The organism is Clostridium neonatale, assembly GCF_900465025.1.
Lineage (GTDB): Bacteria > Bacillota > Clostridia > Clostridiales > Clostridiaceae > Clostridium > Clostridium neonatale.
The window spans coordinates 2,005,543-2,030,176 of record NZ_UICR01000001.1 but is presented as its reverse complement, the minus strand read 5'-3'; the positions used below and the strand labels follow the sequence as shown (position 1 = coordinate 2,030,176).

The following is a 24,634-nucleotide window of genomic DNA, read 5'->3' as shown; positions in this document are numbered from 1 at the left end:
GCAGTATAGTTATTCTTTATCTTCAATCTCTTCTAATTCCATGTCATCATCTATATTTTTTTCTTCTTGGCCAAATAAATCAAGTGAAGGTAAATCATTTAGATCTTTTAATTCAAATTGTCTTAAAAATTCTTCTGTTGTACCATAAAGTATAGGTCTTCCTGGTACTTCAAGTCTCCCAACTTCTTTTATCAATTCTCTTTCTATTAGTCTTTGTATCGCACTTTCTGATTTTACCCCTCTTATTTCGTCTATATCTATTCTTGTTATAGGCTGTTTATATGCAATAATAGCTAAACTTTCTATTGATGCTTGTGATAAAGATTGTCTTTTATTTTTTCTTAATAATTTTTGAATATAGTCAGATTTTTCTGGCTTAGTTACCAATTGATAACTTCCTTTTATAATTATCAACTTTATTCCTCTATTAGATTTTTCATATTCTTCAATCATTTCCTGAATTGTTATTTCAATAAACTTACTTTTTTCTTCAAGAAAATTAGATATGTCATTTAAGCTTAATGGATCCCCACTAGCAAATAACAATGCTTCTATAGTTGATTTTAAAAAATCCTTCTTTTTATCATCCATAAATGGAATTTGTATTGCTTTCCTTTTCTGCATGTTCTTCTCGCCTCTCTATTATTATCCTGCCAAAATTATCAGATTGATAAACTTTAATCATTCTTTGTTTTATCATTTCTAATAAAGCTAAAAAAGTTACAACAGTCTCCATTTTACATTCACTTTCTTTTATTAGCTCACTAAAATCATTTATATTTTCATCTTGTATTCTTTTTCTTATATACTCAAGCTTATCTTCAATTTTATATTTATCTACATATATTTTTCTTTGGATAACATTTGCTTTATTTTGCTTGTTATTATATATTTCTAAAAGATTATTATATATATTATACAAGTCTAGTAAAGTAATATTTTTTAATAAATCATCATTATTAATCTTCTCTTTTTTTTCTTCAATTATTTCTGCTTTTTTACTATATACTTCTCCTGTATTCAAATACTTATCCTTAAAATAACCAGATACTCCCTTAATTTTTTTATATAAAATAAGTTTTTCTATAAGGATTTTTTCATCATCCTCTTCTTCCTCTTCCTGCTTAACCTTAGGTAATAGATATTTAGATTTTATTTCTATTAAAGTTGCAGCTACTACTATAAATTCTGAAGTTATTTCTAAATCCATTTCCTTCATGTTGTTTAAATAATTAAGGTACTGATTAGTTATTTCAAATATTTTTACATTATATATATTCATTTGATTTTTCTTAATTAAGTGTAATAATAAATCAAATGGACCTTCAAAATCATTTATTTTTATTTTTGGAAGTTCCATAAATACCTCTTCTCTTTAATACTATTTTAAATAATTTAATAGAATGCCCTATTATTATATAATAACAATTTCTTAAGTTTAAGACAAGAATATATATTCTTATGTATAACAATAAAAATGCAGTATACTTATTATTTTAATAAATATACTGCATTTAAAATTAAAAAAATTATATTTATACACCTTTGTCAAATAAATTTTTTATATTAAATTTTATATTAGTAAGGAAATTGCCTTTCTTTATATCTCTATCACTATATATTTCAACTTCTCCAACTTTTTCTTTTCCCAAATAAACTTCACATTTACCTACAATATCACCTTGTTTATATTCCTTTTTCAACTCATCAATTACAATTTTCTTTTCTATTTCTTCACTGCTTCCTTTTGGAATTATTGCTGTTAAATCATCTTTTGCCATTGCAATAAAGAATCTGTTACCCTGTTCATCCATATATACTTTGTCTACTTCTTCATCTTTTGCTACAACATTTTTTCCTTCATACTTAGAAAATCCATAATTAAGTAAGACACCTGCATCACGATTTCTTATTTTATAAGTTGGTGCACCCATGATAACAGATAACATTCTTACATTATTTCTTGTTGCAGTTGCAGAAATACAATACTTAGCCTCATTTGTAAAGCCTGTTTTTAATCCGTCACAGCCTTCAAAAAATCTAACTAATTTATTATGATTTACTAATTCTATAGGTGATTTTCTACCTTCTGCTATTGTTTCCATATATGTACCAGTATATTTTAATATTTTAGAATGCTTTAATAATTCTCTTGACATTAATGCTATATCTCTTGCAGTTGATACATGACCATCTGCTGGAAGACCATTACAGTTTTTAAATGTTGTCTTAGACATACCAAGCTCTTTTGCACGATTATTCATCATGACAACAAAATCTTCTTCTGTTCCACCAAGATATTCAGCTAAAGCAACTGCTGCATCATTTCCTGAAGCAATAGCAACACCTTTTATAAGTTCCTCAACAGTTCTTATTTCACCTGTATCAAGAAGCATTGTGCTTCCACCCATTTTTTTTGCATTTTCGCTACATGTTACTTTATCATCTAAGCTTATTTTGCCATTGTCTACACTTTCCATAGTTAATAGCATTGTCATAATTTTAGTTACAGATGCTGGAGCATATTGTTCATCTATATTTTTTTCATATACTATTTTTCCGCTTATTGGCTCCATAAGTAAAGCTGATCTTGCTTCAATATTAGTCCCTTCACTTTTAACTGAATCCTCTAATGTTGTAGCACTAACGTGATTAGAAGAAGCAAGCAATAAAGTACATAGAAATAATAGTATAAAAGAGATCATTCTTTTAAAATTTTTAAACATTATATCTCCTCCTTTCAAAATTAGTGTTACCATAACAAGAAATAATATCACACTAAGATATAACTTTACTTAAAGATTTTATAGGAAAGACAATTATTTTATTCTTATTATTCTAATAATAACCATATTATTTATAATATAATCTGCGAAAATAATAATTCATTACAATAAAAAAATCGCAAAGCGACTATTATATAATCCAATAGAAAATATAAATCCAATAGAATACACTAACTTAAATTCAAGAAAATCCTTTATCCATCGATTTCTTTCAGCGCATTTTGGATTTTCTGAGCGAGCCTGTGAAAAGGCTAGGCGCATATATTTTATTTTTTATTCTTTAGGTTCAATGACATTAATTTATTACAGTATTTTTCGAAACAGATTGTCCATGAATATAATTTCCTAAAGAATAAAAAATCCACCCATATAAAATACTGGGTGGAAAACAGGTGGCAAATGTGCACCTCTAATATCTATTTTTATTAATCCCAATAAAATCAAGCTCTAGGATGTGTATGCATATAGATATAGTTAATTTTATCATTATTTATTATCTCATAATAAGTATCCATATATGTTAAGACTTGATTTCCTAGTAGTTTCTGAACTGCTCTAACATTCGCACCATTTTGAAGTAAATGAACTGCAAATGAGTGCCTAAATGTATTCAAATTAACATCTTTATCTATACCCGCTCTTCTTGAATATTCTTTTACAATTCTCCATATTCCTTGTCTAGTCAATTTTTGACCATTTAAATTCACAAATAGATTTGGTACGCCACAATCAGCTATCTTATATCTAATTCCTAAATATTCTGTAAGAGCTTTACATGCACTACGTCCTATTGGAATCAATCTTTCGTAGTTTTTATTATCCCTACATTTAACAAAAGTTAAATCTAAGTTTACATCCTCTACATTTATAGAAATAAGTTCTGACACTTTCATGCCAGTTGCATACATAAGCTCTAAAAGTGCATTATCTCTTAATCCTTTTGGAGAATCCTTTTCCACTATTCGTATTATCCTGTCTACTTCTTCAATGGTTAAAATTTGTGGTAACTTTCTTATATTCTTTGAGCTTTTATACTCAATTTTAGGAACTTCTTTAATTAAGCCTTCCCTTTTAAGATAGTTGTAAAAATTTCTAAGGCTAATAACTATTCTATTTATTGATCGTTCTGATTTTCCTTGATTTAAAAGATTCTGTATATATGACATAATTGTTAAGTTATCACTTTTATACAAATCTATTTTTTTTCTATTTAAAAACTTAAGATATAAGCTTACATCTGTTACATATGCGTATATCGTGTTTTCACTTTTACCACTTTCGAGCAAATAATTTCTATAATTATTTATATTATCTAACATGACTCTCTCCTATACCATTAATTATATTAGTATTCGACAAAATTGCCTTTTTTCCTTTTTATTTTACTATCTTAAGTTTATACGATTTAAATCAAAAATTTATTAGCCACAAATTTAATAATACTTGGTGATACATAAGTTTCTATTAGAATTCCCAAAAGAAATAATATCATAATTATAATTAATCGACTTAATGTATCGCGTAAAAAAACGTCTTTCGCCTTGGAACTTTTAAACACTTTTTCTTTAAATTTTTCAGCTGACATATTCAAACAAATAACACTTAAAGCTATAAAACATGGAATATATATAATATTTTGAGGTAAAATTGATATAATTCCAAATAACAATCCTTTTCCATTAAAAGCTGATGAAATAAATGAAAAAGTATATCCTAATGTAAATCCCTTAATTAAGTCCAAAATTAATATAAATGGGAATCCAAAGAAAGTCATACCTAAAAAAATTATTGGTATAAATAATATTAAACTTTTTTTTATCACCTCGAATAATAATTGTGTATAGTTAATTGGTTGTCCTTGTATAGATGTCGTAAAACTATTAAGGTAACTCATCAAATCATTTTTATCAGATTCTCCCATATATTTAACTGTATAAAGACCAAAAGATATTCCTAGGCAAAACATCATTAATACAATGAAGAAATAGGCTTTCTTATCTCTAAAAATTGTGTTTACTTTATCCACTACATAATTCATCTCTTATTCCTCCGTCAAGTTACTCTAATCTATACTATGTTTAATATTTATACTTTATTCATATCCTAATATATAACTATGTAATATTAATATCTTTATTATAAACACCTATACATATATGATATAAATTATGAATTGCTCGTATATTAATCATATACTATTTTCATATTAAAATTTATATAAAAAGCTTTATTGGTTACCATAATCAATAAAGCTTTTATAGAATAAACATATTAAAAACATACAATATGTTTATCATAATAATATTTTCTTTTATCCTTATTTATATGTCAGAAAACTCCTTTAATATTTTATCTTTAATTTCTGCACTTCTATCTTCAATTTGATAAGAACTATTTTGGCTTTCTTCATCTTCTAATAAAATATTAGGTAATTTTATTACAAATTCTGCTCCAATTTCATCGCTATCTTTTAGATAAATTTCACCATCGTGTAAATCCACTATAGATTTGACCAAAGATAAACCTATTCCACTTCCTTCTACATTTCTCCTAAATGACTTATCTACTTGAACAAATCTTTCAAATACACTTTTTCTAAATTCTTTTGGAATTCCTATCCCATCATCTTTTACAGTTATAATTATATAATCTATTTGCTTTTCAAGTTTTACAAGTATATTTCCATTTTCTTTTGTAAATTTTACAGCATTAGAAAGCAGATTTAAAATTACTCTTTCTATACTATCTGCATCGCAACATATTTCAATTACTTCACAATTTGTATCAAAAATTATATTTCTACCATTTATCTTTTCATATTGTGCTATTGATAAAGTTATATCTTCAATTAAACTCACAATTTCACAATTTTTAAAATTCATTTTAAAACATCCCACATCGAATTTGGTTATATCTATTATATTATCAATAAGTCTTAGCATTCTCGAAGAATTTTGTGTTATTGTATTTTCATATTTATTATAATATTTCAAAAATTCATCCTTATCGGAACTGCATGCTTTTAATAATTTAGTTGTGCACATTATTATATTTAAAGGAGTTTTTAGTTCATGTGATATATTGGCAAAAAACTGTGTTCTCATTTCTTCTTCTGCTTTGAGCTTGTCTACTGCATTCTTTTGAATCACAACTTCTGAATTTAATTCCTCATTTTCTTTAAATTGAATTATTATTTCAAAAAATAAAGTTAATATTATTCCTAAGAAACCTAATGATAATACAACCCTATTTAAAATATACATTCTATCAAGATTTTTATATAAATCTGCATTTAAAAGAATTCTACTTAAAAACATAATATCTATACTTATAAACGTTACAAAATAATTGAAATTCTTTTTTCTAAAATATTTGCGGCACATCTCAACTAACAATAAATATGTTAAAAGATTTATTAAATTTTTTATAATATATATGCTTTCTCCCCTTACTATCTGAATATGTTCCTTAAAAATAAATAAATCTAGCTTTACACCACCTATAGTTATAATTATTATGAACAATATTCCAAGTAATGTATGTTTATATAAGTATCTATTTATCTTATTCTTATCGTATACCATAAGATACATTAAAATTGTTCTTATAATTGATCCAAATCCAATTGAAGCAAAATTTAAATTAACTCCAGCAAAAAAATTTATATTTTCAATAAAACTTAAATGATTTGTCATTAAGAATTCAACATATATTGAAATGTAATTTAATGAAAATATATAGAAATATTCATCTTTATGTATATAATAGTACAATACAGAACAAAAAATAGATATAGATCCTACCACATAGATTATTCCATTTATATCTCTTAAAATAATACTATTTGATAAATTTAAATTATTTGCAGCAACAACACTAATTTCATATAATAATCCCAAAATAATAGTATGTAATAAAAAAATTATTATAAAATGTTTATTAATAGATTTCTTCTCTTTGATTGATTCTTTTGTTTTTTTCATATATCGACTATCTTCCCTACTAAACCCATTTTTTATTGATATTATAACTTATTTTTTGATTTTTATATTATTTTCTTCGTATTTTCATTATATCACTAATTTTCATTATAAGAAAATAAATAAATTTTTATTATAATACATATTTTATCTTTTTAAAATTACCTGTCTTGAAATATAGTATCCAAATAATTCTAATTTTTTTAAAATTATAGTCAATAAAAAGCATCCTTAATATATTTAAATAAATTCATATATTAAAGATGCTTTTTAACTATATTTACTAGTATGAAATTTGTTCTTTAAAAAAATCTTTTATTGATTTCTTATTTTTATCATTTCTAAAATCACTTAAACAATAAATTGATATTATTATGATACTTTATTTTTTAATCTTAATTTATCAGCAATGATTGCTATAAATTCTGAGTTTGTTGGCTTGCCCTTATCATTATGAACAGTGTATCCAAATAGCTTGTTGATTGCTTCTATTTGTCCTCTGCCCCAAGCAACTTCGATAGCATGTCTGATTGCTCTTTCTACTCTGGAAGCTGTTGTGTTGTACTTCTTAGCTATTGAAGGATATAATTCCTTTGTTACAGCTGAAAGAAGTTCCATATCATTTACTACCATAAAGTTTCAACTTTAAGACTTAATTCTCTATTATTTTATACCTGATATATTTCAATAAATTTCAAAATAATCAGTTGGATTATAGTATATCAGTTTGTTGGATATACTTTTTTAATAGTATACTATGTTTTCCCTATTTATACAACATCCTTTTCCATTCAAATTCTCACTTAACTCTTGATTATATTATAATAATCTCTGATTAATTTTTTATCTTCATTGTCAATTTTCATTCTATTAATGCTATTAATAAACTTTATATCTGTAAGTAATTCTTTAGATATATCCATTATCGGTTCACATATTATCTTAAATTTTTCTAAAAATACATTTGAATTTTTAACACCCTTCAAACATTTTTCTATATTCTCACTAAGTCCCTTTTCTTCTTCCTTAATGTTATGTCTTTTTAGTTCACCTCTAATTTCATATCTAAAACTTTCACAACATGCAGTTACTCCTTCACCAAATTTTTCCTTATTAATTTTTTTCTTTTCAATTTGAACTTCTTCATTAAATTTTTTTATTATCTTTATATCCCTTGAATAAATAATTTTATGTCCCTTGTATGTTCCACAAATATAATTTGTTTGTATAATATTTTCTTTCTTCCTCATAAAATAAATTAAATTCAGATATTTTTTATATTCCCCTTCCAAATCATCTATCCTTTGCAACTCAATGCTCCTATATGGTTCTTGAGTTTGCGTCTTTATATTTTGCTTAACATTATCAAAATTAAACAAATAAAATTTTTCTGATATCGGGATAGATATTTCTTTGCTTAAATTTTGTAGTACTGGCTGAATATTGATATCTATATTTTCAGATTTTACCCCTGTGAATTCAACATTAGCAATTTTCAATCTTTTGTTTATACACTCTTTAATCAACTCTAACTTATCAATTGATTCGCTCATAAATCTTCCTCAAATTATATTATTTATATATAATTATTCATCAAAGATTTACATTATTATCCTATAAGTAAACTTTCTTCTTAAGTTCTCAGTAAATTGCTACTTATCTTTTAAATAAAGAATGATTTAACTTAATTTGTTTCTAGTTTTCGTTTTTCAAAATAATAACCTAAGATAAAAAAGTATTGGTAATTCAATAAAATATTAATTTTATTACTCCCCTAATAATTCATAATCTTGTTCTATATTTTCTAATCCTTCGATTTTCTCTCTATACACTGCTCTATCCACTAGACAAAGTAATTTTTTAAATTCACCAGTATTATTATCATGATATAGTTCTTCTATCAATTTACATATTTTCAAATGATTTTCTCTTATATACTGTTCTGATAAATTTGTAGCAACTTTAGTTATTTCTTTTTTATATCTTTTAATAAAATCAGTGCTTTCTAATAAATCATCTATCCTATTATTTAATAAATATAAAATTATATATCTTCTAATTACATTGTCATGATTTCTATATAACCCATTTTCATTTCTATATTTCTCTAAATATTTTTGTATATTTTTATTATTAATTTCATTATCATAGCAAATTCCTACTTTCTCAACTCCAATATTAACCTTATAATCAATATCATCATTAACTATTCTTTTATATAAACGTGATTTCAGACCAAATCTTTTCTCTACTTCTTCTAAAACATCTTGTCCATTTAAAGCTTTTATAAATTTATAAAGTGGCAGATTATTCGAATAGTGTTCATGTACAACTCCTAGCACACTTAATGGGTCAAAACTACTATCCCCTTCTATAAATGCATTTATTATTTCAGAACTACTACTAAAGACTTTTTTCTCTTGTGTTGAAAATGATAACCCCACAAAATTATTTCCTTCATTAAAATCCTTTATTTTTTCTATTTGTTCAACATTTACATTTAATAATTTAGGATTATATTTTTGGGTTGCAATTAATTCATAAGTATTATGTTTCAAATACTTTAAAAATCTTATAGGCAATCTTTTTATGCTTATATCATTTATTGCCCTATAAAAATCTCCAAAATCATTTAATTCAAATGCATCTATCTCCATATATGAACCATTATTTAAGTTTATTCTTTTATTGTGAACTACTTTATCTTTTCCATCATCTGGTCTTGTAATAAACCACATTCTACTTTCCAACTCTTTAACTTTTGTATTTGGCAATGTTTCATAAATTGTCGACAATATACTAATTACATTCCTATCATTAATACTATATCCCAAAAAAACTATAGGATATTCTAAAAATAATGTTAGCAATTTGGAATTTAAATAAACGCTTTTTTTAAAGAAATTATCATAATCATCTTTCGTTATTACAATACTTTCAGGCACTGTAACACACCCATGAATTTTATATATTTCCCCAATACCATCCAATACATTAGTTAAGAGCGAATTTTGACCGATATGAACTGAATATTCTTCTCCATAAATTGTTTCTAACATTTCATCATAATTTGTTGTTATTATTGCTGCTGGACTAGTCCTTTTTAATTCTACTACTTCCTTGTTTGATAACAGTGTGTTTTTGTTATCTTCTAAATATCCAGATATTATTTGTGAAATTCTTTTTCTATAATAATATGCTTGCGTTTTATCATCTTCAATTTCATCTTTCATATGCTCAAAATAATAGCTTTCTAAGTATTCAGCTAATCCTTCAAAATTTATTTCTTTTTCATTCGTACTTGGATTTATATGAGTATATTTCTGTTTAACTTTCTTGAAATTACAATCTATATCTTTTACACTTTCATCTAATAATCCAATCCAATCTGGACTATTAATATATCTTCTAGACAAACCAGAACCGACAAAAAATATTGGTGATATTGCCAATTCCCTCAATTTCTCTTTAACATTCGAAAACATCATCATATCCTCCGCTTTTTATTTTAGTATATCACATATATTGTATATAATAGCTATATTTTGATATTATGCTTTATTTTAAAATAAATATGCTAATACTTGAGATATATAATGTTAATAAAACAATATCCACTTTTTGGTTTTCACCATAAAAGTCATTTGGGATGTTGTGTGTTTACAAATATGGTGCTGTCCATATAAAAAATAACCATCATTTTTCTATAAAAAACAGGAGGGATATAAATATGACCCTAACGAACAAGCGTAGCGCAGTGAGTATCTGAAGCGCACGCACAATGTCGTCAACTTAAGTAATTTGTAAATATAAATCACGATTATTTTTAGATGATATATTTAAATTTCTTCTAAAAAATGGTACACTAAATAAATCCACTGGTTAAAGTGAATTTTGAAATATGCAATTATTTGTAATTTAAATGCATGATTTTTTATTGTGATGATGCTTTTTCCTTGGATGTTTGTTTTTTCGCTCACGAGAACGATTGGGACGTATTTGTGAGCGAATTTTTTTAGATTTTTCTAATATTATTTCTAAAATTTTTCTTGTTAATTTAGCATTAACTAATAAATTAATAATTCTATTAAAAACTTGCCCAAGTATAAAATTTCGATTTGCTTGATACATTGATTTTAAATTCTTATCTTTAATTTCATCTGCTATCGCAGCATCGGCCTCATCTTTTATAAGAGCTACAACCATTGATAAATAAATAGAAACAAAAAAGTCTTGTTCTATAGAAATTGGTTTTGTTCCCGAAAATTCTTCTATCTGAATACTACTTTTTAACTCTTTGTATTTACTTTCGACTCCCCATCTAAGGAAATACAACTCTTTAAATTCATCATATTTAATGTTTTCATCAAAAATATTAGTGACTAATATTTCTGTAATGTTGTTTGAAAGCTCTATTTTTATAACACGCAATTTTCTGTATTTTCTCTTTATTTTATATTCCAAAATACAATCATTGGAATCAATATTTTGTACTGTTTTAAATGATGATGGTACTCTCATTAAGAAAAGCATATTTTTAGTATCTAAATAGTCAAACATCTCATAAGAAGGGTATCCTCTATCAAATATTACAATACTGTTTTTTGATAATTTTTCATTGTTGATTTGATCTAGATGTTGTTTTGCTAATTCTCTTTCACTAGTTTTAAATTTAGTTATTGAAGCATCAATTATAATATCATTTAATATATCATATAAGGCTGATGCCGTCGCAACTGCTGTTTGAGTTTTATTTTGATTTTTACTTACTCCAAAGTATTTACCACATTCAATAGTATCAGGAACTTGTATAGATGTTCCATCAACTGCAAGAATATTAAATCCATGCCATTTATTCAATTTCTTTTTTGAATTATAAAAAGAATCAACAAATAATCTACATAGTTCTTTAAAGGCTTCAGGTGAAATATTTTGTCTTGCTTTAGAAAATGCTTGCTTTGATATATTAGGAAAGTTTAAACATGTATGATTTTCAATAAAATTATCTATTTCTAAAGGTATAGACTTTCGTAATACAGAACAAATTAAATAAACTACATTAGAAAACGATAGTTTTCTTTTCCTTGAAAAAGAATTTCCTAAACTATATGACTGCTTATATTCATCTGAAACAATTAATTTATTTGTTCGTTTTAAAATTTGTGATAGTAATTTAATATTTTTCATAAAATCAAACCTCGCTATAAATTTAATATCTATAGCGAGGCTGCATTTTTTTACCTATTGTCAAGTGTTTTTTATTAAATTTTCTATATTTTCTTAAGTTGACGACATTGAGCGCACGCAGTAAGCAAAGATTATGTCAAATCCCTTTTTCAATTAAAATGTACACAAATATACCCACTACTTATAGAATTATATAGCTAGTGCTGTATTTTGTGTACACTTCTAATTATTCAAAAATTCTTTTACTCGAATCTGAATCTGTTATAGTATCTATTCTAGTTCTTTTCTTGTTAATTCTAATAGTTCCATCCTTTACTTCATATCCACTATTAATTACAATTTGCTTAATACTAGTCCACTTTAAAATGCTTTTCATCTCACCATATACATTAACTATTTTACATAATTCTCTTTTATCTTTTGCAGTCAATGGTCTTTCCAAATATTCTTTAGGAACTGATATTTTAATATCATCAATACAATTTTTAGCCTTAAATATTTCAGCTTTGATATCCTTTCTAATTCTTGAGCGTGACTGTATTTGTGTATCAGTTTGGGTATCATTACAAATCATTATTTCTATATCTTCATCTTTAATATTAATTCCTGTTTCATATGCTCCATTAATAATCAAAACTTGATAAGGTGATGGAATAAGTCCAGTAGTTAAAATGCTTTTTCTTACACTTTTTTGTTCATCATTCATTGGATGATTTCCATTACTCATACTCCATAATGCTATTGAACTCAATCCAACTGATTCACAAATTTTAATCATGTCTTGACATTCAGTAATCCTATTTGTGTATATTAGCGCCTTTTTACCATACTTGAAGCCATTATAAGCTTTTAAATAATGGTTTAAATTTCTGTAGTTATTAAAGAAAAATGTAAAATCCGAATGAAGCCTTCTTATATCATCTCTATTGGATAAATTAATGACATTCCAATTATCATTAGAAATACAGGATATTTTTGAATCATCTTTAGGCAACAGCCAATTCATTTCTCTTTTTATCCTTTCATGTGTTGCAGTGAATCCCACAACCTGAACTCCACTTTTAGCTCTTGAATGAATATCCTGAATTACTTGAGTATAGTTTTCTATTTCCTTATCTTTATTATCAAATCTATCTTTAAATTTATAAAGATTATGAATTTCATCACATACAATAGTCTTGATATTTGCATATTCAAGTTTATCTTTTTCATAAAACCATTTAGCATAAGTCATTACAGTACAATTGAACTTATCAAATTTGAAGCCACGTTCTGCTATCTTTTCAAAGTCAGGCTCAACGCTCATAACCATATGGCGTATTTCATCATCTTTCAAAATCATTTCTCTTAAATTTGATGTATCACATAAATAGATGCTCTTTTCTTTTGAATTCAGTAAAGTATTAAAAATGTAATATGTTTTTCCCGAACCAGCTGGTGCAACAATTAAGTTTATCTTGTCCTTATGTAGCATTATCCCTTCATTTTTTATAATTTCGTTAACTGTTAATTTCTTCATTTGTAGTTCCTCCTAAACCTTCCTTCTCATTTTTCCAATTAAATAAGCTTGACCTTTGCCTGTAATTAAAGTCTTATATCCTACTCTATCGCCATAAGTTTTATCATGAATATATTTAACCTTAAATATCCCATTATCAATAAATTTCTGATATGGTGTATTATTTTTCGTTAAGTAACCGTTCTCTTTCAGATAAGCAAAAAGCTTATTTCTGCCACCTTTAAATACTTTTTCATCATTTATAAGTTTGGCAAAAGTTCCTACATCTATTCCATCATCAGGTGAAGCTATTATTGTATTTGCATAGTCAACTATTGGTTTTTGTTCTTCCAGTGCCTTCTTTTGGCATTCAATAATCTCATTCTTTTTATCAATGGTTTTCTGAGCAATAAACACCGCTTTTCTAAGAAAATCTTCATCAGAATCTTCTTCGCTTCTTGGAATGTAACCTCCTGTTTTTCTTATCTGTGGAAGCACTTCAGCACTTACCCACTTTCTAAATGATTTACATTTATCTGTTTTAGTTTCTAGCATAAAATCATATAACTGACTTTCAGTTAAATAAATGTGTCCATTGTGGACACAAGCATTAATTTCTGCATTTATAAGAATTTTCTCTATTCTTTCTTTTCTCGGGTAAATCATTCCTACGCTATTTTTATTTGTATACCCTAAAGCCATTCCCGTTGAATATAATTCAAATAATGGTTCACCTTTTTCATCTGTAATTATTTCCACATTGCTTCCTTCAAATATCATAAGTTCTTTCATATCTCTTTTCTTCTCCTTTGTATTTTCATCTTTCATATCCTATACTCTCCTCCGAATTAAAATTATCATTTTATTTCTTTTAATTCTGCAACCATGATTAATTCAATTTTTCATAATTGCCTTATGTTTGTATTGTATAAATCTTCGTCACAGAGTAAACTCCAACAAAAAAAGATTTGAACAAATTTTTAATCTTTGTCCAAATCCCTTTATTCATCTTCATTGATTATATATTTTTCTTTTATTATTTTCCCTTATGAGAGTGCTTTTTGATATTCCTGTAATTTCAACAACCTCATTATAGCTTTTATCTCCACCATTTATTGATAATAAGCTCAAAGCATGTTGTAATTGTTTATCTGTATATGACTTAGGTCTGCCTTCTTTAAATCCTTCCTTAGTTCTTGCTATCGCTTTTCCCTCTTGAGTTCTTTCAACTATCATATCTCGTTCAAATTCTGCAAAGCTAAAGAATATGTTTCTTATCAACTTTGAAGCGGGTGTGTTATCCATAACCCCTATATTTAGTATATTCACTTTTATTCCCTTTTCAATTAACTTATTAACAAGTTCGCTTCCTTGAGTCATGCTCCTCGCAAATCGGTCTAATTTTGATACTATCAACGTATCTCCACTTTGAAGCTTTTCAATTAATTTATTGAATTCAGGTCTGTCAGTTTTTGTTCCAGTGAAGCTATCTTCAAAAATCACTTCAGCACCATTTTGCCTTAATAATTCACGTTGACTTTCTAAACTATTTCCATCATTAGCTTGTCCTTTAGTACTCACACGACAATATCCATAAATCATAATTAAAACCTCATTTCTTAGCCCAAACTTTTGACACTAAGTTTAGACACCATCTTATACCTTGATTTTACATTATGGTTTTTGCGGTGTCAATACTTTTAAGTTTTGAACCCTAATAACTTTAAATAAGTAGATGGATGCTATTTAAAATCTGATTTGTCAGATATCTCCTTCAAGCTTTTTGCAATATCTTCAAAGTAATTGTTCTCAATTAAGCAATTTTCTATTTTTGAATTTATCTTCGACATATCTTTTAATGTTTTCGATATTTCCTCAATGTAATTATTCTCCAATAATGTACCTTGCAGCATTGACTTTATATCAAAGGAAAGATTATCGTATAAAGTTTTATTATTGTATTTATAATTAATATTAATTTTTAAATTTTCTTCAAATTTATGAATAGATAAATGTGAGCATAAAAAAATAATATCATACTGTCCACTTGAAAAAACTTTATTTTTACCATTTTGATATTTTTCCATTTGCTCAAACCCTGTTCTATCTATATTTTTCAAGTTATCTAAAAATTCGCTATTAAAACTAATATTAAAATCTCTAGCCATTCCTTTTCCATTATTCTTTATAATCAATTTGACAAGTCCATTTTTTGCATCTATACCCACATCAATATTAGGTTGATTTAACATATCAATATTTTTTTTTGTAAGATGTATGTTTATGGCTGTACCTATAACTGTACCTAGCGAACCAACAGCAGTTATGAAATTGAGAATATTATTTGCATCCATATATAATTCCTCCTTTAAGCTATAGTTATATTATGTATTTGAATATATTACCATATACATTATAACACCTTACAAGATAAGAATAGTGTAAAATGTTATGAAATCCCTCATTCCTACCGAAAATACATTCTTATCATTTGTTAAAAGTTAATTTTTCTTATCATTTTCTAATTTAGCAGCAAAATTTTTTTATAAATAAATAAGCACTTTTAACCATTTTTAACTTTGCTGCTATTATTTTACTTATATTCTTGATTTTGTATTTTCTTTGCTCTATAATAAATTAGAGGTGATTAACATGAGTATAAAAATCAATAAAAATTTAGGCTATTTTGCTATTCTTGACCCAACCAAAGACACAAAGTCTGTTGCTATAGAAACTTTATGCAAAGAAATAGAGTCTGGCAAAATAACATTACCTGTATTTCAAACCTACATTAGATGGACAATAGAAAAATCTGTTGATTTGTTGAACTTCCAATTACAAAATAAAGCTCCAGTTGCCCCTATTTCTGTGAACACAATTGAAAATCTAGATGTTGCTATTATGCAAGTAACTTTTATCGAAAGACAACTCATAAAGAAAAATTGTATACAGTCAACATATTCCGTAATAGATGGTCAACAAAGGCTTTCTTGTAATTATAAAGCCTATACAAATCATGAAGATTTCAAATGTATCGTTCTTGATATTACACTTGGAAAATTTATAGTCAACTCAGGTCAAGTAAAAGACAATCAAATCCCCGTTGGAATTTTATACAATAAAGATGATAATGTTTTAACTTCCTATCTTGAATCTCATAAAAATTTACAAGAATTTAAACTTCAAAACCTTTTAGGAAAAATAAGAAATAAATTTCTAAAATATTATTACACCGTCAATTATGCTAAAGATTTGACAGAATCAGACCAATCAAATTGGTTTGAAGTATTAAACCTAGCTGGTAGCAGAGTTCCTAAAAATCAAGTTTTCCTAACTGATATGCTTGTTCGTGGTATTGACTTTTACAAAGAATTCTCAGATAAATTTTTTGAGCTTCTTGAACAATCAAATTTATCTGAATTATTTATACACAAAACAACTGAAATATCTATACCTTTAGCATGTTTAAATGCAGCATATGAGTCCATAACAAAGCAAGAGCACAGTGGTAATTTTAGCCCTATTCCATCTGATGCTAAAGGAATATTTATGTCAAGACTTGATGAAGGCTTATTAAGAAATATGTTCAATCTAGTGCTAACTTCATTAAAAACTACAATTGAATTCATATCTTCTGAGAAGCTAGCTATCCCTACTAGAATTGACTATATAACTTATCTAACTGGATTATTTACTCACTTAGGTAATAGTTCCGTTACCTCAGTGCAAAAACAACATATTATTGATTGGTATAATCATGTGGAGTTTTCTTCAAGTGGTAATACCGCAAGAAGGAACATGTTTAACAAACTTCTTTCAGTAAAAGATTTAAGCTGAAATATTTAATTTTTATAGAAACATCACTATCCATTACTTCTGGCAGAGCTTGGACACGTTTCTAATAGACATAGTTTTACCCTGTATTTCTACAAGGTAAAACATTTCTTCTGTATATCGCTATTGTATCTCTTGTTTGACTTTCTGACTTGTTAACTACTGCTTTATCCACTTACAGTCTGCCCATAAGCAACACAGTAGCCCCTAACACTCCCGTGTTCAGACTTCCTCCCCGTATAATTTGTTTAACGGTCATGCGAACCCGTTTAAAGCAATAGGCACAGTCAGTTCACCTACTCCTGCTATATTTTCTGCATTGGCTATAGCTCACCACTATTATTTTTATAGTTGCAATAGTGCATAGCAACTGACCCATACCCTAAAAAATTGTACAAGAAATAAAGCCCTTGCATTCTCCATTTTTTTCAATTACAATTAACTTGCTAGACTATTTGTAATCTCCTTTGTAGGAGTTGCAGAGATTTATAAAACGATATTCAGTTTTGGTAGTTACCATTGGCGTGGTAACTATTTTTTTATTTTTTCATATTTTCAAGAGGCGAAAAACGCTGATAGCTCTTTCTTATGTCCTCTGCTGTAACATCCAAATACGCCTGTTCTGTCACTGTTACGCTAGAATGACCTAATATCTTTGAAAGAATGAATATATCTCCTCCTGAGAGCAAGAAACGCCTTGCAAAGTTATTTCTTATCTGATGGCATGTTATACTTTCAGCAATCCTTGCTCTAATGCAATATTTTTTAAGATTTTTTTCAAAATTCATAACATTAAAATTTGACCCTCTTGTACTTATAAATACATATTCAGTATCAAAGTATCTTTCTTTGTAATCAATCCATTTTCTTAAGATACCTTGCATTATTGTGCTGAAAAATACATATCTGTCCTTTCCTCCTTTTGCTATTTCTGCTGGAATGAATATTGCTTTCTTATCAATTATTACATCCTCCATCTTTAAATTAAGCGTTTCGCCTATTCTCATTCCTGTGTCCATAAGAAGCTGCAATATCACATAATCTCTATATTCAGAAAATGAGGTCAAATCTAGGGATTTAATAAGCTTATTAAAGTCAACATCCTTTATCTCATTCTTAGGCTTTCTGCTATGCTTATATGGTCTTATCTGCACTGTTGGATTCTTTTTAATGACTTCGCTGTCATATAACCATGTAAAATACACTTTGATGTTCCTTAAATAATTATTGACGGTATACATTGATACTTGCTTTCCAAAATCTCCTCTTGCAGAGGGATTATTGGACTTTAAAGAATTAACATCTGCAACATACGAATACTTTCCCTTTGTTTTTGTAAATTCAAGATAATCCTTTATGTGCTTTGTTGTTACATCCTTTGGAGTAAAAACTTTAACTTCATCAGCCAAATATTTAGCAAATAGCTTTAATGTTCCCTCATATGATTTCAAAGTCTTTTTGGTCAAATCCTTATTAGTACAAAAAATCATAAAGTCATTAATGCTTTCGTCAAAATCATAAATTCTTTTCTTCAATCTGGGCATAAAAAAATAAGACACCTCCTAATCAGTCATCTCAACCGATTATTCGATATCTTATTGAATCTTCATATATTTGTTGGTATAAAATAATGTTTGTTGGCTATACTTTGTAAAGGTTACATGCCCTTAGCCCAGTAAAATAGCCCTATGATACTTTATTTTTTAATCTTAATTTATCAGCAATGATTGCTATAAATTCACTATTTGTTGGTTTACCTTTTTCAGTATGAATAGTATAACCAAATAATTTATTTATAGCATCAACTTGACCTCTGCCCCAAGCTACTTCTATAGCATGTCTTATTGCTCTTTCAACTCTTGAAGCTGTTGTGTTGTACTTTTTAGCTATTGAAGGATAAAGTTCTTTTGTTACAGCACTTAATAGCTCCATATCGTTTACCACCATTGTAATAGCTTCTCTTAAATACATGTATCCTTTAATATGAGCTGGTACACCGATTTCATGGATTATGTTTGTAATTTCTGTTTCTAAATCAATTGGTGTTGTTGATTTTGTCTCATTTGATAAAATTGATGAAGATGATGTATATTGTTGTGTATTCATTCTTGTATTATTTTCTGATTCTGGAGAATTATTAAACATTTCTCTTATTCTCTTAGTGAACACTTCCATGTCAAATGGCTTTACTGTATAATAATCTGCGCCTAAAGTTATTGCTTGTTGTGTAATTTTATCTTGACCTACAGCAGATAAGATTATTATTCTTGGGACTTTTTCAAGTCTCATAGTATTTATTCTTTCTAAAACACCTAATCCATCTAAATGAGGCATTATAATATCTAGAATAACTAAATCTGGCTTTTTTTCTTCAATTAATTCTAATGCTTCTCTACCATCCTTTGCTATTCCAATAACTACAATATCCTTTTGATTTAATAAGTAGTCATTTAAAATACTACAAAATTCTTTGTTGTCATCGGCTATTAATACTGATATTTTTGAATTTTCCATTTTTCGCTCTCCTTTATGAATAATGTATATTTCCCTCAAATCATATTGAAATAATCTTATTTTATAAATCATTTCTACACATTGTTAGTGAATTCTTTTTATGAGGGTATGTATCCGTATATATTTTATTGTTTAAAAAATATATTTAATTTTTTTAATCGGAAATGTTTTTTCTATTATATTCTCGTTATCTTCCACTATTTGTAAATTATACACTTTTTTTCGCAAGAAGTAAATACTTATTTTAAATTTTCTCATATAATTTAGATTTTTTTATTATATTAATCAATATATTCTTATTTATGTATAAATATCCTCATTTTTATATTATATAATATTTTTCTGTAGAAAAACATAACTTAATAATAAAAACTATATCATTCTCATAATATGATATAGTTTTTATTATTTATATTATTTTATTATACCTGCATCTTGTAACATCCATTCTATATATATCCCATATCCAGTATCAGGTTTATTAACCAATACATGTGTTACTGCTCCAATCAATTTTCCATTTTGAATTATTGGACTGCCACTCATTCCTTGAACTATTCCACCTGTTTTTCCTAGTAATTTTTCATCTGTAATTTTTATTACCATACTTTTTGAGTCAGGCGCATTTTGGTCCATTAATTTTTCTATCTCAATATCATATTCTTGAGGTCCATTTTCATCTATTGTTGTAACAATTTTAGCTTTTCCTATAGTTATTTCATTTTTAAATCCCACAGGTATCAATGTACACTTTTGATTTAATGTATTATTATTTTCTATCTTCCCATATATCCCACTTTGAGTGTTTTTTTCTATATTTCCACAAGGATTATCTTCATTTACAAATACTCCTCGTAACTCTCCTGGAGAACCTTTTTCTCCTTTTCTTACGCTTATTATAGACGAATCTAATATATCACCTTTTTTTATTAAAAATGGTTCATTAGTATCGCAATCTGTAATAGGATGACCTAATGCTCCAAATTTACTACTTAAAGGATCATAAAATGTCATTGTTCCTACACCAGCTGTTGAATCACGCACCCATAAACCTATTTTATAATCTTCATCATCTTCTTTTTTACATTGTATTGTTTTAATTAAATTTTGATTGTGTCTTAAAATATCCATCTTTAATAATCCATTATCAGATTCTTTAATTATTTTTAATAAATCTGTAGCATTATATACTTCTATGTCATTTATCTTTAGAATTATATCCCCAATTTCTAAGCCTCCTAATTTTCCTGGACTTTCTTCTCTATTATTATTTATTTCTATTTCACTATATCCAACAACTATAACACCATCGCTACTGACTCTTACACCAATTGGAATACCTCCGAGGCTAACTTTAAGATTATCTACCTTTTGAACCTCAATTGATTTTAAAGGAATCATTCCTAGTAACTTTATTTCATATTTATTATCACCATTTTCATCTTTAGCTATTGTATTTCCAAGTGGTGCAAGTGAAGATACAGAAATATTATTAGTATATATTTTGTCTGGTAGATTTATAACTGTTACAGTGGGTACTAAAATTAGAATTAGGATTAGAGTTATTATAAAACCTATTATTCTATTTAAATTTTTCTTCATTTTTTCTCTCCTCCTTTGCTTCTTGATTTTAATTTTCCCACTAGACATGTCTCTTATCCTATAAGAAGTATGTTATTAGATACAAAAAATTTACGTCATACTAAAATTTAATAATAATGTTTATGAATTTTTAGCCAAAAAAATAAAACCACATCGTCATATGGTTTTATTTTTACCAAAATACATCACTATATGTATTAATTTATTTATTTATTTTTTATTTCAATTTTTTTTAAATCACTAAGCTTAATCATTTCTCTTACATTATTCAATGTAGCTTCTGTGACCTCATCTCCTGAAAGCATCTTACTTATTTCTATTTCTTTTTCTTCCTTTAATAGCACTTTAATTTCAGTAAATGTTTTATTATTATTTACTTTTTTCATTACAAAGTAATGATAATCTGATAATACAGCAATTTGTGGAAGATGAGTTATACATATTATTTGATGTGTATTAGATAATTGATACATTTTTTCACCAACTCTTTGTGCAACTGCTCCACTTATTCCAGTATCAATTTCATCGAAAATTAATGTTGGAATTTTATCCTTTTCCGCAAAAACACATTTAAGAGCCAGCATTATCCTTGAAAGTTCTCCACCTGAAAGGACTTTTTCAAGTGGCATAAGCGGTTCTCCAGGGTTTGTTGAGATAAAAAATGTAACTTCATCAAAACCGCGTTCATTAAAATTATCTTTTATTTCAACCCTTATTTCCATCCTAGATTTTTCCAAGCCTACAAATTTCAATTCACTTAATATATTTTCTTGCAATTCTTTAGCCTTTTTACTTCTTATTTCATGAAGTTTTAATGAAATCTCCTTCATCTTATTTATTATTATAAGTTCTTTTTCCTTTAATTCTTTTATTATCTTCTCTGAATTAATTATTTCATCATATTCCCTTTTTATCTTTTCATGATATTCAAGAATCTCTGGAATACTCGGCGCATATTTTTTCTTATATTGATTAATTTCATATATTCTGCTATTAACTTTTTCTAACGCATCATTATCAAATACAATCTCTTCAGCCATATCACGTATCTCACGAGAACATTCTTCTAGTGTATAAAACGCACCTTCAATTGATTCCTTATTACTTTTAATTTTCTCAAAATGATTTTCTATACTTGAAAGTTCATGTAAAACTTTTGAAAGAGAATTTATAACTGTAAATTCTTCATTATTATTAAGCAAATTATGAGCCGAAAGCAAAGCATTATTTATCTTTTCTGCGTTTGCTAATATATTATATTCTTCTTTTAAATTTTCCTCTTCATTTTCTTTTAATTTTGCTTTTTCTATATCTTCAATTTGAAATTTTAAATAGTCTAATAATTTTTCCCTGTCTTCATTACCTTCAATTCTTTTTATTTTATCTTGAACTTCTAAGAGCTTTTCTTTTTCAAATGTAAATTTTTTAATTATATCATATATTGATTCACCAATAAAATCATCTAATTGAACTATATGTGTTGCTCTTTGAAGCAAATCTGCATTTTGATGTTGTCCATGTATATCTAATAGTTTACATCCAAGCTTTCTAAGTTGTGATGTAATAAAGCTTTTTCCATTTATTTTTATAAGATTTTTACCATTTTGATGACTTTCGCGACTTACAATAACAATATCATCATATTCTATATCCAGTTCTTCTAATATCTTTTTTATACTATCATTTTCTATCGTAAACAAAGCTTCAACATAGGTTCTTTCTTTGCCAGTTCTAATTAGACTCTTAGAAAATTTTCCTCCAAGAACAAAATCTATAGCATCTATCATAATAGACTTACCTGCGCCAGTTTCACCTGAAAGAATATTAAAACCTTCGCTAAAATCAATTGTCATTTCTTCTATCAATGCAAAATTTTTAATGTTTAACTGAATTAGCATTTAACCCCACCTTTAGATTTACAATGATATTCTACTTCTTATTCTAGATGCTAATTGTTCAGCACCTTCAAGAGTTCTTACCATGATAAAAATAGTATTATCTCCTGCAACAGTTCCAGCAATATCCGCATTTTCAAGCTGATCTATTGCTTCTGCTGTTATTGGACCTGATCCTGTTATTGTTTTTACAATAATCATTTTATCTATATTCTCTACAGAAAGAACAGTGTTTGATAAAATATTACTTAATCTATCTATAATATTTTTTTGCTCTCCTGAAGAAACAACATACTTAGATTTTCCACTAGCTGATTGCATTTTTATAAGTTTTAAATTTTTAATATCTCTAGAAACTGTTGCTTGTGTTATATCAAATCCTTCTTCTTTTAGTGCCTCTGCTAATTCTTCTTGAGTTTCAATTTCTCTAGTTCCTATTATTTCTAATATTTTCGCATGTCTTTTTGATTTCAAATTTCATCACCATCACATTCTTTAGAGTTATTTAAAATCTTGCTTCTCAAAACTTTAAAGTAATCATAGTCGTCAAATAAAAGTAATTTAACTTTCTTTTCATATTTACTTATTTTAACCGAATTTTTTTGATTCACCTCAATAGCTTTTTGACCATCTACTGTTAAAAATATTTTTTCTTCTCCATTTTCTGCATATATTTCAATTATACTATCACCTTTTAATACAATTGTCTGCATACTTTTTGTATGAGGACATATAGGAGTTATGGTTATTAGTTCTAAATCTGGATAAATAAAAGGACCTCCTGCAGAAAATGAGTATGCTGTAGAGCCTGTAGGCGTTGCAATTATAAGTCCATCACCTTTAAATGTTGAATACAAATTGCCATCAACATATATCTTAAATTTAACCATTCTTGATAATGTTCCTCTTGCTAAAACTATATCATTTAAAGCTTTAAATTTTTCTACTTTGGAATCACACATTATATGTGCACTTAAAAGCATCCTGTCTACTATCCTATAGCTTCCTTCTTCAAGTTTTGTAAGTGCTTTATCTATATCTGATATATCCACACTTGATAAAAACCCCAAATTTCCAATATTTATTCCAAGAATTGCACCTTTAAAATCTTCTTTTAAATTTCTTGCAATTCCAAGGAGTGTTCCATCGCCTCCAAGAACTACAAGTAAATCAATGTTGCTTATTTCCTGCTTATCTATATCAAAACAATTAAAAATATGTATGTTATCTAAATTAAACTTCTCTCTAAGCTTATCAACTACCATATTGAGTATTGTACTATCCTTATCTTTTGAAGGATTTATTGCAATTCCTATATTTTTCATAGCCCCTCCACAG

Annotated in this window: 20 protein-coding genes and 1 pseudogene; 1 reads left to right on the top strand and 20 read right to left on the bottom strand. The window is 26.8% G+C overall.

All coding sequences use genetic code 11. The features are described 5' to 3' along the window. Window positions 1–9: 9 nt before the first annotated feature. The 14 genes and pseudogenes from scpB to CNEONATNEC86_RS09370 form a co-directional block, all read right to left on the bottom strand. Window positions 10–624 carry an SMC-Scp complex subunit ScpB gene (gene scpB, locus CNEONATNEC86_RS09435; RefSeq protein ID WP_159135877.1) on the bottom strand — a complete coding sequence of 205 codons (615 nt, stop codon included), beginning with the start codon at window positions 622–624 and terminating at the stop codon, window positions 10–12. Next, a complete protein-coding gene (locus CNEONATNEC86_RS09430; RefSeq protein WP_125148379.1) occupies window positions 584–1,360 on the bottom strand; it encodes a segregation/condensation protein A in 777 nt (258 codons plus the stop codon). Before CNEONATNEC86_RS09430 ends, scpB begins: the two co-directional genes overlap by 41 nt. A 175-nt stretch (window positions 1,361–1,535) precedes the next feature. Then, complete coding sequence (locus CNEONATNEC86_RS09425; RefSeq protein WP_125148380.1) at window positions 1,536–2,726, bottom strand: D-alanyl-D-alanine carboxypeptidase family protein; 1,191 nt, start codon at window positions 2,724–2,726, stop codon at window positions 1,536–1,538. Between the two features lie 500 nt (window positions 2,727–3,226). Beyond that, a complete protein-coding gene (locus CNEONATNEC86_RS09420; protein WP_058294971.1) occupies window positions 3,227–4,105 on the bottom strand; it encodes a tyrosine-type recombinase/integrase in 879 nt (292 codons plus the stop codon). Between the two features lie 86 nt (window positions 4,106–4,191). Then, window positions 4,192–4,824, bottom strand: coding sequence for a stage II sporulation protein M (gene spoIIM / locus CNEONATNEC86_RS09415; protein ID WP_058294970.1), 633 nt, complete (start codon window positions 4,822–4,824; stop codon window positions 4,192–4,194). 283 nt (window positions 4,825–5,107) lie between these two features. Further along, entirely contained in the window at window positions 5,108–6,769 is a 1,662-nt protein-coding gene (locus CNEONATNEC86_RS09410) for a sensor histidine kinase (RefSeq protein WP_159135876.1), read from the bottom strand. 369 nt (window positions 6,770–7,138) lie between these two features. Then, window positions 7,139–7,399 (bottom strand): annotated as a pseudogene (locus CNEONATNEC86_RS09405) (sporulation initiation factor Spo0A C-terminal domain-containing protein); the annotation flags it as partial. 170 nt (window positions 7,400–7,569) lie between these two features. Further along, on the bottom strand, window positions 7,570–8,319 hold the full coding sequence (locus tag CNEONATNEC86_RS09400) for a hypothetical protein (protein ID WP_159135875.1): 750 nt from the start codon (window positions 8,317–8,319) through the stop codon (window positions 7,570–7,572). A 213-nt stretch (window positions 8,320–8,532) separates the two neighbouring features. Continuing rightward, window positions 8,533–10,251, bottom strand: coding sequence for an SIR2 family protein (locus CNEONATNEC86_RS09395; RefSeq protein WP_159135874.1), 1,719 nt, complete (start codon window positions 10,249–10,251; stop codon window positions 8,533–8,535). Window positions 10,252–10,684: 433 nt separating this feature from the next. Further along, a complete protein-coding gene (locus CNEONATNEC86_RS09390) occupies window positions 10,685–11,953 on the bottom strand; it encodes an IS4 family transposase (protein ID WP_125147759.1) in 1,269 nt (422 codons plus the stop codon). Window positions 11,954–12,179: 226 nt separating this feature from the next. Continuing rightward, window positions 12,180–13,472 (bottom strand): DEAD/DEAH box helicase family protein, encoded by a 1,293-nt coding sequence (locus CNEONATNEC86_RS09385; protein ID WP_159135873.1) that lies wholly within the window; start codon window positions 13,470–13,472, stop codon window positions 12,180–12,182. Window positions 13,473–13,484: 12 nt separating this feature from the next. After that, window positions 13,485–14,279, bottom strand: coding sequence for a phage antirepressor KilAC domain-containing protein (locus CNEONATNEC86_RS09380; protein WP_159135872.1), 795 nt, complete (start codon window positions 14,277–14,279; stop codon window positions 13,485–13,487). Window positions 14,280–14,462: 183 nt separating this feature from the next. Beyond that, window positions 14,463–15,053 carry a recombinase family protein gene (locus tag CNEONATNEC86_RS09375; protein ID WP_159135871.1) on the bottom strand — a complete coding sequence of 197 codons (591 nt, stop codon included), beginning with the start codon at window positions 15,051–15,053 and terminating at the stop codon, window positions 14,463–14,465. 140 nt (window positions 15,054–15,193) lie between these two features. Further along, window positions 15,194–15,805: a hypothetical protein gene (locus tag CNEONATNEC86_RS09370; RefSeq protein WP_159135870.1), complete on the bottom strand. Its 612-nt coding sequence runs from the start codon at window positions 15,803–15,805 to the stop codon at window positions 15,194–15,196. Between the two features lie 298 nt (window positions 15,806–16,103). Here CNEONATNEC86_RS09370 and CNEONATNEC86_RS09365 point away from each other — a divergent pair, with 298 nt between their 5' ends. Beyond that, window positions 16,104–17,288, top strand: a complete 1,185-nt coding sequence (locus CNEONATNEC86_RS09365; protein WP_159135869.1) for a hypothetical protein — start codon at window positions 16,104–16,106, stop codon at window positions 17,286–17,288. Between the two features lie 536 nt (window positions 17,289–17,824). Here CNEONATNEC86_RS09365 and CNEONATNEC86_RS09360 read toward each other — a convergent pair. The 6 genes from CNEONATNEC86_RS09360 to CNEONATNEC86_RS09335 all read right to left on the bottom strand — a co-directional run bounded on the left by CNEONATNEC86_RS09360 (window position 17,825) and on the right by CNEONATNEC86_RS09335 (window position 24,621). Further along, complete coding sequence (locus CNEONATNEC86_RS09360; protein WP_159135868.1) at window positions 17,825–18,829, bottom strand: tyrosine-type recombinase/integrase; 1,005 nt, start codon at window positions 18,827–18,829, stop codon at window positions 17,825–17,827. Window positions 18,830–18,971: 142 nt separating this feature from the next. Next, window positions 18,972–19,799 carry a sporulation transcription factor Spo0A gene (gene spo0A, locus CNEONATNEC86_RS09355; RefSeq protein WP_058294968.1) on the bottom strand — a complete coding sequence of 276 codons (828 nt, stop codon included), beginning with the start codon at window positions 19,797–19,799 and terminating at the stop codon, window positions 18,972–18,974. Window positions 19,800–20,213: 414 nt separating this feature from the next. Further along, window positions 20,214–21,401, bottom strand: coding sequence for a SpoIVB peptidase (spoIVB, locus tag CNEONATNEC86_RS09350; protein ID WP_159135867.1), 1,188 nt, complete (start codon window positions 21,399–21,401; stop codon window positions 20,214–20,216). Between the two features lie 206 nt (window positions 21,402–21,607). After that, complete coding sequence (recN, locus tag CNEONATNEC86_RS09345) at window positions 21,608–23,299, bottom strand: DNA repair protein RecN (RefSeq protein WP_125148383.1); 1,692 nt, start codon at window positions 23,297–23,299, stop codon at window positions 21,608–21,610. Window positions 23,300–23,317: 18 nt separating this feature from the next. Next, on the bottom strand, window positions 23,318–23,770 hold the full coding sequence (locus CNEONATNEC86_RS09340; protein WP_058294965.1) for an arginine repressor: 453 nt from the start codon (window positions 23,768–23,770) through the stop codon (window positions 23,318–23,320). Continuing rightward, a complete protein-coding gene (locus tag CNEONATNEC86_RS09335) occupies window positions 23,767–24,621 on the bottom strand; it encodes an NAD(+)/NADH kinase (protein ID WP_058294964.1) in 855 nt (284 codons plus the stop codon). Before CNEONATNEC86_RS09335 ends, CNEONATNEC86_RS09340 begins: the two co-directional genes overlap by 4 nt. Between the last annotated feature and the right edge of the window lie 13 nt (window positions 24,622–24,634).